The sequence below is a fragment of the Kineococcus sp. NPDC059986 genome, from assembly GCF_040702905.1.
Taxonomy (GTDB): domain Bacteria; phylum Actinomycetota; class Actinomycetes; order Actinomycetales; family Kineococcaceae; genus Kineococcus.
The window spans coordinates 152,292-162,450 of sequence record NZ_JBFBND010000007.1; the positions used below are offsets into that span (position 1 = coordinate 152,292).

The 10,159-nt window shown below is 74.7% G+C and carries 9 protein-coding genes and 1 pseudogene; 5 read left to right on the forward strand and 5 right to left on the reverse strand.

The window, feature by feature from the left end:
- The first annotated feature begins 29 nt into the window (after positions 1–29).
- The 3 genes from AB0637_RS07940 to AB0637_RS07950 are packed head-to-tail and all read left to right on the forward strand — an operon-like array spanning position 30 to position 3,184.
- Positions 30–1,097: a mechanosensitive ion channel family protein gene (locus tag AB0637_RS07940; RefSeq protein WP_366171068.1), complete on the forward strand. Its 1,068-nt coding sequence runs from the start codon at positions 30–32 to the stop codon at positions 1,095–1,097.
- Between the two features lie 45 nt (positions 1,098–1,142).
- Positions 1,143–2,738 carry an SDR family oxidoreductase gene (locus tag AB0637_RS07945; protein WP_366171070.1) on the forward strand — a complete coding sequence of 532 codons (1,596 nt, stop codon included), beginning with the start codon at positions 1,143–1,145 and terminating at the stop codon, positions 2,736–2,738.
- A 35-nt stretch (positions 2,739–2,773) separates the two neighbouring features.
- Complete coding sequence (locus AB0637_RS07950; protein ID WP_366171097.1) at positions 2,774–3,184, forward strand: globin; 411 nt, start codon at positions 2,774–2,776, stop codon at positions 3,182–3,184.
- Positions 3,185–3,195: 11 nt separating this feature from the next.
- Here AB0637_RS07950 and AB0637_RS07955 read toward each other — a convergent pair whose 3' ends face one another.
- The gene (locus AB0637_RS07955; RefSeq protein WP_366171071.1) at positions 3,196–3,537 is read right to left on the reverse strand and encodes a helix-turn-helix domain-containing protein; all 342 of its coding nucleotides are present in this window, start codon (positions 3,535–3,537) and stop codon (positions 3,196–3,198) included.
- A 93-nt stretch (positions 3,538–3,630) separates the two neighbouring features.
- On the opposite strand from AB0637_RS07955, the gene AB0637_RS07960 reads away from it, so the two are divergent.
- A complete protein-coding gene (locus AB0637_RS07960; protein WP_366171072.1) occupies positions 3,631–4,245 on the forward strand; it encodes a malonic semialdehyde reductase in 615 nt (204 codons plus the stop codon).
- Positions 4,246–4,251: 6 nt separating this feature from the next.
- On the opposite strand, the gene egtC is transcribed toward AB0637_RS07960, so the two are convergent.
- The 4 genes from egtC to AB0637_RS07980 form a co-directional block, all read right to left on the reverse strand.
- Positions 4,252–4,941, reverse strand: a complete 690-nt coding sequence (gene egtC, locus AB0637_RS07965; RefSeq protein WP_366171073.1) for an ergothioneine biosynthesis protein EgtC — start codon at positions 4,939–4,941, stop codon at positions 4,252–4,254.
- A 1-nt stretch (position 4,942) separates the two neighbouring features.
- Positions 4,943–6,205 carry an ergothioneine biosynthesis protein EgtB gene (gene egtB / locus AB0637_RS07970; RefSeq protein WP_366171099.1) on the reverse strand — a complete coding sequence of 421 codons (1,263 nt, stop codon included), beginning with the start codon at positions 6,203–6,205 and terminating at the stop codon, positions 4,943–4,945.
- 56 nt (positions 6,206–6,261) lie between these two features.
- Positions 6,262–7,542: a glutamate-cysteine ligase family protein gene (locus AB0637_RS07975; RefSeq protein ID WP_366171075.1), complete on the reverse strand. Its 1,281-nt coding sequence runs from the start codon at positions 7,540–7,542 to the stop codon at positions 6,262–6,264.
- A gap of 120 nt (positions 7,543–7,662) precedes the next feature.
- A complete protein-coding gene (locus tag AB0637_RS07980) occupies positions 7,663–9,189 on the reverse strand; it encodes a helix-turn-helix domain-containing protein (protein WP_366171077.1) in 1,527 nt (508 codons plus the stop codon).
- Positions 9,190–9,455: 266 nt separating this feature from the next.
- Here AB0637_RS07980 and AB0637_RS07985 point away from each other — a divergent pair.
- A pseudogene (locus tag AB0637_RS07985) lies at positions 9,456–10,159 on the forward strand (phosphoenolpyruvate carboxykinase); the annotation flags it as partial.

The following is a 10,159-nucleotide window of genomic DNA, read 5'->3' on the forward strand; positions in this document are numbered from 1 at the left end:
CCTGACGGAACAAGGAGACACCCCACACCGTGCTCGACTCGATCACGCAGGCCCTCGACGGCGTGGACTCGGCGCAGGCTCAGGCCGGCGCCCAGGACGTCGTGGGCTTCCTGCTCGACAAACCCCTCAAGGTCGTCGTCATCCTGCTCGTGTGCTGGATCGCCCGGTACCTGGCGATGCGGCTCATCGGCCGGATCGCGACGGGCATCTCCACGGGGGCGGGCAAGCTCGGCGGCGGCCGGCGGGGCGGCTTGCTGGAGTCCTCCCCCCTGCTCAACGAACGCCGTCAGCAGCGGGCCGAGACGCTGGCCTCGGTGCTCAAGAGCACGGTGACGTTCGTGCTGGGGATGCTCGCGATCCTCATGGTGCTCGACACCGTCGGCATCGCCATCGCCCCCTTCCTGGCCTCGGCCGGGATCGCCGGGGTGGCGCTGGGGTTCGGGGCGCAGGCCCTCGTCAAGGACTTCCTGTCCGGCATCTTCATGCTCGCCGAGGACCAGTACGGCGTCGGTGACTCGGTCGACCTCGGGGACGCGTCCGGCACCGTGGAGGCCGTGGGACTGCGGGTCACGCGGTTGCGGGACGTCAAGGGCACGGTCTGGTACGTGCGCAACGGCGAGATCCTGCGCGTGGGGAACCAGAGCCAGGGCTGGGCCCGGGCGGTCGTCGACGTGTCGGTGGCCTACGGGGAGAACCTGTCCCGGGCGCAGGAGGTGCTGCAGCGCCTCGCCGACCACCTCGTCGCGGAGGAGGAGTGGAAACCCCTCGTCCTGGACGAGCCCGAGGTGTGGGGCGTGGAGCAGATGACGACCGACGGCATCGTCCTGCGGCTCGTCGTCAAGACGGCGCCGATGCAGCAGTGGGCGGTCCAGCGCGAACTGCGGCGGCGCATCAAGGCGGCGTTCGACGCCGAGGGCATCGAGTTCCCGCTCGCGCAGCGGGTGTTCCTGCGGCACGACGACGGACCCCGGCAGGCTCGTCCGCTGCGGGACCCCAACGCCGTCGTCGCCCCGCAACCGCCGCCGCCGAGCGAGGCCGACGTCGCCGCGCAGGACGCCGCGGCCGCCGACCCGTCCCGCGTCAACCGGGGGCTGTGAGCGGTCGGCTCGCGCGGCGGCGTGCCCGCTCCGAGACTGGACGGCATGAGCGAGTCCACGACCGACGCCCCCCACGGGGCCCTCGACGAAGTCCTGGCCGGGAACGGCCGGCTCGCCCTCGTCACGGGGGTGACGGGGTACATCGGGGGCCGCCTCGTGCCCGAACTGCTCGAGGCGGGGTTCCGGGTGCGGGCGCTGGCCCGGCGGCCCGAGCAGTTGCGCGACCGCCCGTGGATCGACCAGGTCGAGGTCGTCGGCGCCGACGCCTCCGACCGCGACCAGGTGACCGCGGCTCTGGAGGGCGTGGACGTCGCCTACTACCTCATCCACGCCATGAGCGGGGGCTCGTCGTTCGCGGCCAAGGACCGCCGCACGGCCCGGACGTTCGCCCGCGCCGCGGCGGACCAGGGGGTGCGGCGCATCGTCTACCTCGGGGGCCTGCACCCGGAGGACGAGGAGCTGTCGACGCACCTGGAGTCGCGCCGGGAGGTCGGGGAGATCCTGCTCGACGCCCCCGTGCCGGCGACGGTGCTGCAGGCCGCGGTCATCCTCGGGTCGGGGTCGGCGAGCTTCGAGATGATGCGGTACCTCACCGAGCGGCTGCCCGTCATGGTCTGCCCCGCCTGGGTCTACAACCGCATCCAGCCCATCGCGGTGCGGGACGTCCTGCGCTACCTCGTCGGCTCCGCCTCGATGCCCGACGACGTGAACCGCACGTTCGACGTGGGCGGTCCGGACGTCATGACCTACCTGGACATGATGCGTGGCTACGCCGACGCCGCGGGGCTGCCCAAGCGCCACGTGCTCCCGGTGAAGGTCATGTCGCCGCGACTGTCGAGCCACTGGGTCGGCACGATCACGCCCGTCCCCGGGTCCATCGCCCGCCCCCTCGTGGAGAGCCTCGTGCACGAGGTCGTGTGCAAGGAGAAGGACGTCGAACGGTACGTCCCGGACCCGCCGGAGGGTCTGACGCCGTTCCGCCGCGCGGTGGAGCTGGCCCTCAAGCGCATCCAGGAGGCCGACGTCACGACGCGCTGGAGCTCGGCGTCGGTGCCGGGAGCCCCGAGCGACCCGCTCCCGACCGATCCGGACTGGGCGGGCGGGAACCTCTACGTCGACGAGCGGACGACGGTCGTCGACGCCTCCCCGCACGAGCTGTGGCGCGTGCTGGAGGGCATCGGCGGCGAGCAGGGCTGGTACTCCTGGCCCATGGCGTGGGCCGTGCGCGGGGTCATGGACCGCTTCTCGGGTGGGCCGGGCCTGCGCCGGGGCCGCCGGGACCCGCGGCACCTCATGGTCGGCGACGCCGTCGACTGGTGGCGCGTGGAGGAGCGGCAGGAGGACGAGCTGCTGCGCCTGCGGGCGGAGATGAAGCTGCCCGGACTGGCCTGGCTGGACCTGCGGGTGAGCCGGGACCCGGTGGGCCGCACGCTCTTCCAGCAGCGGGCACTGTTCCACCCCCGGGGGCTCGCGGGCCAGGCGTACTGGGCGGCGATCAGCCCGTTCCACGGCGTCGTCTTCGGCGGGATGCAGGAGAACGTCAAGAAGGCCGCGGAGTCGATGGCCCGCGAGGAGGCCCGGAGCACCGGCGACGCCCCCGCGTCGGTCGACGTCCGTCCGGAGGCGACACTGGTGCGGTGAGCCCCGACCTGCCGTTCGTCCGCCCGCAGAACCTCATCGGGCGCACGCCCGCGGGACCGGACGGCGGCCCCCGGACGTTCTTCGACGAGGTGGGCGGGCACGCGACGTTCGTCCGCCTCGTCGACGCGTTCTACGACGGAGTCGCGGCCGACGAGGTGCTGCGCCCGATGTACCCCGAGGCCGACCTCGGGCCCGCCAAGGAGCGGTTGCTGCTGTTCCTCGAGCAGTACTGGGGCGGCCCGACGACCTACTCCGAGCAGCGCGGTCACCCGCGGCTGCGGATGCGGCACGCCCCGTTCAAGGTCAACCCGGACGCCCGCGACCGGTGGCTGACGCACATGCGCGCGGCGGTGGAGTCCCTCGCGCTGCCGCCCGCGCAGGAAGGTGTCCTGTGGGACTACCTCGACCGCGCGGCGCACAGCATGCTCAACACGTTCGAGGACTGAGCCCGGGGGCGTCACGCCCCGCGTCGGCACTCCTCCTCGGGCAGGTTGTCCCGTGCCCAGGACGTGAGTTCGGCCAGCGCCGGAGCGAGGGCCCGCCCCGCGTCGGTGAGGTCGTAGACGACCGCGACGGGCGGTCCCTCGTGGACGGTGCGCTGGACGAGGCCGGCACGGGCGAGTTCGGCGAGCCGGTCGGACAGCACCGAGTCGCTGATCCCGCCGACGCTGCGGCGCAGGTCGGAGAAGCCGGCCGGGCCGTTGCCGAGGGTGGCGAGCAGGATCCCGTTCCAGCGCTTGCCGAGGAAGCCGAAGGCGCGCGCGAGGGCTCCGTCGCAGGACTTCGCGCTGTGCTCCACGACCTCGAGTCTACCCCTTGACGCTTCACGTACCGCTGCTACTCTTTTTTTCGAAGCAGCCCCGCTGACCGTAGTGGATTCGAGGAGACGAGCATGACCGCTCTGGACGACCGCCCCCTGGTGCTGGACGCCGACGCCCGCGCCGCCCTGTTCACCGACGCGCACACCGTGCAACGCTTCGCCCCCACCCCCGTGACCGACGCCCAGCTCACCGAACTCTGGGACCTCGCGCGCTGGGCGCCGACCGCGGCGAACCTGCAGCCCCTGCGCCTGCTGTTCGTCCGCTCCGCGCAGGGCCGCGAGCGCCTGCTGCCCCTGCTCGCCGAGCAGAACCGCGACCGCGCCGCGACGGCCCCCGTCACCGCCGTCCTGGCCCGTGACGACCGCTTCCACGACGCCATCCCGCACGTGGCGCCCTACCTGTCCGGGCTGCAGCCGGTGCTGGAGGAGAACGACGGGATGCGGGCGGAGATGGGCGGCTACAGCGCTGCGCTGCAGGCGGGGTACCTCATCCTCGCCGTCCGCGCGCTGGGTCTGGCCGCCGGCCCGATGGCCGGGTTCGACAAGGCCGGGGTCGACGCGGAGTTCTTCGCGGGGACGCCGTGGAAGTCCGAGCTCGTGGTCAACATCGGCTACCCGGCGGCGCAGGACGCGTTCCGTCCCCGGATGCCGCGACTGGCCCCCAAGGACGTCGTCCGCTTCGCCTGAGGTCCCCTACAGCGGGCTGACGCGGACCCCCGCCGCGTCGACCTCGACGAGCGAGCGGTCCGGGACGTCCTCCCACCGCGGGTCGTCGTCGTGGGGTTCGCTCGCCACGACGACCCCGTCCCCGGTCCGCAGGACGCTGAGGGTGTCCCCCCACACCGTCGCGACGAGGCGCGCACCGTCCGCGGCCAGGACGTTGAGCCGGGCCGAGGGGTCGGCCTCCCCCGCGACCCGCACGCGCGGGCCGATCTCGTCGGGGGCCGCGAGCAGCCAGGACGCGAGGACGGCGGAGTCGCACACCGACTCGGCGTCCGGCCAGGCGCTCGCGGGCAGGACGGACCGGTCGACGCGCCCGTTGTGCGACAGGGCCCAGCCCCCGCGGACGAAGGGCGCGCAGGCGGTCTCGTCCGCGGGCATCCCGACGGTCGCGTCCCGCACGGCCGCCAGGACGCACCCCGCGGCGACGTGCGGGGCCACGGAGGCCAGCGACGCGTCGGCCCACAGCGGGGCCGCGCGGCGCCAGCGGGCGGGTTCGGCCCGCGCCCCCGTCCACCAGGCGGCGCCCCAGCCGTCGGCGTTGACCGTGCCGTGCCGCTGCCGTCGCGGGGCCCAGCTCTGCTGCAGCAGACCGTGCGGCCGGTCGAGCAGCAGCCCGGCCAGGCTCGCGGGCGTCCCGAGCCACGCCGTGTGCCGGCACACCTCAGGCGTCCCAGGCCAGGCGCAGGCCCGTGAAGATCTGCCGCCGCACGGGCCAGTCCCAGTTCCGGAAGGACGGCCGCACCGACAGCGCGGTGCTGGCCCACGACCCGCCCCGCAGCACCCGGTAACCGCCGCCGAAGAACGGCGCCGAGTACGTGGCGTAGAGCATGGGCGAGAACCCCGGCCACGGCGCGAACTCCGACGACGTCCACTCCCAGACGTCACCGATCGTCTGCTCGACGCCGTAGGCGCTGGCCCCCGCCGGGTACGCGCCGACCGGTGCCGGTCCCAGCGCGTCCCCGCCGAGGTTCGCGTGCTCCGGGGTGGGGGCCTGCTCCCCCCAGGGCCAGCGGCGGCGCCGCCCGAGCGCCGGGTCCCAGGCGCAGGCCTTCTCCCACTCGACCTCGGTCGGTAGGCGCGCGCCCGCCCACCGCGCGTAGGCCTCCGCCTCGTGGGCGTCGACGTGCTGCACGGGCGTCGTGGGGTCCAGGGCCGTCTCGACCGCGAACCGGCGCTGCGTCCAGCCGCCCGCCCCGTCCCGCGCCCAGCCCAGGGGTGTCGTGATCCCCTCGGCCCGCCGGTGGGCCCAGCCCTCGCGCGTCCAGTGCCGCGGGTCGTCGTAGCCGCCGTCGTCGACGAACGCGGCCCACTCCCCGTTCGTCACCGGGACGCGACCGATCCGGAAGGCCGGCACGTGCACGCGGTGCTGCGGGTGCTCGTTGTCGAGCGCCCAGGGTTCCTCGGCGGGGTCGACGCCGAGCAGGAACTCCCCCGCGGGGACGAGGACCGGCTCGGCCGGGACGATCCGCCCCCGCGGGGTCGCGGCGGGCGCGAGCAGGGGGTCGCCCGAGCGCAGGCTGTGCGTCGCGAACATCGTCTCGTCGTGCTGGTGCTCGTGCTGCGCGACCATCGCCACCGCGAACGCGGCCTCGCGGGGGTCGTCGGCGCGGACGCGCGCGATCCGGTCGAGCACGCGGTTGCGGACGTCGGCGACGGCCCGGCGGGACTCCCGCGGGTCCAGCAGCGGCAGCTGCGTCCGCATCGACCGGGGGTGCTCGGCGGCGTCGTAGAGGCACGCGATCGTCGGGTGGAAGACGGGCGTCCGCGCGGCGCCGGTCCCCTGCTGCAGGAGCCACAGCTCCTCCTGCTGCCCGATGTGCGCGAGGTCCCAGACGAGGGGGCTCATGAGCGGGGAGTGCTGGACGGTGAGCTCGCCGTCCACGGCGTCCGTCAGCCGCGTCGTGGTGCGCCGCGCGGTCTCCAGCCCGGCGACGGCGGCCGCGAGCGTGGCGTCGGTCGTGTCGGTCGTGTCGAGGGTGTTCACCGGAGCTCCTCCGCGGTCAGGCAGGCGTCCGGGCCGTCGGCGCGGTAGCGGTCCAGGACGAGGTCGACGGGGCTGCGACCCGCGCGGAGCAGGTCGGCCCACGCCTCCACGGCGGGCCGGAGCGCGGGGTCGACCCGGGCGGCGGCCACCTCGACCACGCCGAGCGCGGCCCGCCGCAGGGCGGGATCACCCAGCCCGAGCCGGACGGCCTCGGCGCCGCGACCGGCCACCGGGTCGGCCGCTGCCGCTGCCGCGTCCGCCGCGGCGGGGTCGTCGACGACCGTCGCGACGACGGCCGCCAGCCCCGGTCGCCACGCGGCGGGGACGGCGTCGAGGAAGCGCAGTTCCGCGAAACCGCGCAGCCGGACGGGCGGCCACAGCGTCGTGAGGTGGGTCTCGACGTCGTCGGTGCCGGGCCGCCGGCCGTCGAGGAGCACGGTCCCGTCCGCCCAGTCCCGGAACGCGACGGTGCCGCGGACGGGGACGAACTCCCCCGTCGCCCGCGCCCGGACGAACATGACGGGGGCGGCGACCGTGAACTCCGTCCAGTCCTCGACGGGGTCCGTGCCGGCGCCGGGGGCCCGGCAGCGTCCCGGTTCCAGCCGGCCCCAGACGTCCTGCCGCCCGCACACCGCGCCGGTCGCCGCCCCTGCCCGCAGCGGGGAGGTCGCGGCGAGGGCGACGAGGACCGGCGTGAGCCGCCGCACGTGCTGCAGCCGCGCGGCCCAGCCCGCCGCGGGCCCGGCGTCGAGGTTGACCTGCAGCGACGCCGTCGACGCCATCATCGCCGCGCCGTCGAGGCCGTGGCCGACGGCGTCGAAGTGCGCCTCCATGGCCCGGTAGCGCGACCCGGGGTGCACGCGGGCCGGCGGGCGGACGGGGTCCAGACCGACGGCGAGCGCGACGAGGCCGTCGGAGGCGAGCAGGGCGTCCGTGGCCGCGACGTCCCGTTCGAGCGCGCCGACGGTGCCGACGAGGTCGCCGGGCGGGGTGGACAGCTCCACCTGCCCGCCGGGTTCCAGGGTCAGGCGCGAACCGGCGGGCGGGGTGAACCCGGCGACGAGGGAGGTGAGCCGGTCCCAGCCCACCCGGCGTCGCGGGGCGGCCAGGTCGACCACGTGGCGTTCGAGTTCCAGGCCGACCGTCCCGGTCCCGGAGGGACGCAGAGCGGCCGCGGCGACGTGGGCGCGCAGGGCGTCGGGCGAGGCGGGTTCGGTGCCCGCCGACGGTGTGACGGTGACGACGGGTGCGGGGGTGTGCGGGACGGTGAGCGACACGGTGGTGCGAGCCCCTTCCAGGTCCGGACCGGTCCTGGTGGACCGCGGGTCGGCGTGGGGCCAGGAACTGGCCTCCCCAGCACCCTCGCACGCACCCCTGACCCCCGCACGCGCGGGAGCTCAGGCGTCCGGGGGGCCTTGCGTCCGCGGCGCGTGGGAGTCGAGGAAGGAGTACACCTCGAGGTCGTCGACGCCGGGGAACCGCCCGGACGGCAGCGGCGCCAGCGTCTGGGCGTGCAGGCGCGCGCTGGGCCAGGCCTGGTCCGCCCACCGTTCCGCGACACCCTCCGGAGGCCGGCGGCAGCACGCCGCCTCGGGGCACGTGCTCTTGGTCCGGACCCGGGTGTCGCGGCCGCGGAACCACTTCGCGTGCGCGTAGGGGACGCCGACGGTGATGGAGAAACCCCCGTCGTCGCTCGAGCCCGTCTGGCTCGAGCACCAGAACGTGCCCGCCGGGGTGTCGGTGTACTGGTAGTTCTCGGTCGTCCGGTTCCGGACGTCGAACACCGTGCGGGCGGTCCACCGGCGGCACACGGGTTGTCCCTCGATGGCCCCGGAGGAGTCCTCGGGGAACGGCACGCCGTCGTTCTCGTAGCCGCGGTACAGGGCGCCGTCGTCGCCGACGCGCAGGAAGTGCACGGGGATGCCCAGGTGGGACGTGAGCAGGTTCGTCAGCCGGTGCGCGGCCGCCTCGTGCGTGACGCCGAACGCGTCGCGGAAGTCCTCCACGGCGAGGTCCTTGTCGGCCTTGGCCGCCGACAGGAACTCCACGGCCGCGCTGCGGGGCAGCAGGCAGCAGGCCGCGAAGTAGTTGATCTCGAGCCGCTGGCGCAGGAACTGCGTGTAGCTCGCGGGCCGTTCGTGCTCCAGCACCCGGTGGGCGATCGCCTGCAGCGCCAGGGACCGCAGCCCGTGACCGCCCGGGATCGAGGCGGGCGGCAGGTAGATGCGCCCGTGCGCGAGGTCGGTGACGGTGCGCGTGGAGTGCGGCAGGTCCTCGACGTGGATGATGCTGAACCCCAGGTCACCCGCCATCCGCGCCACCTGCCGGTGGGTGAGGGCGCCGACGGTGTACCCGGCCGCGCGGACGAGGTCCTCGGCGAGTTCCTCGATCTCGGGCAGGTGGTTGTCGACGGCCCGCATGAGCATCCGGATCTCGGTGTTCGCGCGCCGCGCCTCCTCCGGGGTGGCGTTGGACGCGTCGTGCCGGCGGGCGAGTTCCCGGTGCAGCTCGACGAGCGCCTCGAGGGCGTCGGTCGGCAGCTTGCGGCTGGACCGCACCTCCGGCAGTCCGAGCGTGCGGGCGAGCGGGGACCGCTGGGCGTGGTCGAGCTCGATCTCCAGCGCGGCGCGGCGGCTGGGCGGCGGGGCCGGGTCGAGCAGGTCCGAGGGCGTCACCCCGAGCGCCCGCGCGACGGCCGTGATGAGGGACAACCGGGGTTCGCGCTTGCCGTTCTCCACCTGCGAGAGCTGGCTCTGCGCGGCGCCGACCTCCTCCCCGAGCTGGGCCAGCGTCCACCCCTTGGCCTGCCGGTGGTGCCGGATCCGGCGTCCCACCGTGAGGGCGTCCAGACCCGTCTCCGGGACCGGCGGGGCGAGCGCCGGATCGGTCAGCGGTTCGAGCGCAGCGACGCGCAGCGGAGCCATGCGGTTCACGGTAGGTGAAGAACGCCCGATCTTCACCCCCTCCGACCGTTGTCCGGGGGTTGCGTCGACCACATGCTCGGAAGACGAACCGCACCCGACACCGCTCCCGAAGGAGGCACGCCGACGTGACCATCGAGTTGACGCGTGACGTCCCCGTCCAGCCGACGGAGGCCCTGCGCCCGACCGGCACGCCCGTGCTGCTGCCGACGCAGCCGCAGCGACCGGGGCGGCTCCGCGCCCACCACCCGCACGCCGACGCCTCCGTCGTGGCGTGGGTCCGCAAGGTCGCGGCCCTCACCGAACCGGACGCCGTGGTCTGGTGCGACGGGTCCCAGGAGGAGTTCGACCGGCTGACCTCGGAGATGGTGGAGGCCGGCACGCTGATCCGGCTCAACGAGGACCTGCGGCCCGGCTCGTTCCTGGCCCGCTCCTCGACGACCGACGTCGCCCGGGTGGAGTCGCGCACGTTCATCGCCTCGCACCGCCGCGAGGACGCAGGTCCGACGAACAACTGGCGCGAACCCACCGCGCTGCGCGAGGAACTCGCGGGGGTGTTCGCCGGGTCGATGCGGGGCCGCACGATGTACGTGGTCCCGTTCTCGATGGGACCGGTGGGCGGGCCGATCTCCCAGCTCGGGGTGCAGGTCACCGACTCCCCGTACGCGGTGGTCTCGATGCGGATCATGACGCACATGGGCGCTGAGGCCCTCGCGGCCATCACGCCGGGGACGGCGTGGGTCCCCGCCGTCCACTCCGTGGGCTACCCGCTCGTCGACGACCAGGGGACGACGCGGGAGGACCTGCACTGGCCGTGCAACGACCTGAAGTACATCGCCCACTTCCCCGAGAGCCGGGAGATCTTCTCCTTCGGCTCCGGCTACGGCGGGAACGCGTTGCTGGGCAAGAAGTGCTTCGCCCTGCGCATCGCCTCGGCCATGGGCCGCGACGAGGGCTGGCTGGCCGAGCACAT

Bases quoted from the DNA above. Each gene is read 5' to 3' on its own strand.
- AB0637_RS07980 (WP_366171077.1), bottom strand. From the start codon at position 9,189: ATGGCTCCGCTGCGCGTCGCTGCGCTCGAACCGCTGACCGATCCGGCG.
- AB0637_RS07960 (WP_366171072.1), top strand. From the start codon at position 3,631: ATGACCGCTCTGGACGACCGCCCCCTGGTGCTGGACGCCGACGCCCGC.
- AB0637_RS07945 (WP_366171070.1), top strand. From the start codon at position 1,143: ATGAGCGAGTCCACGACCGACGCCCCCCACGGGGCCCTCGACGAAGTC.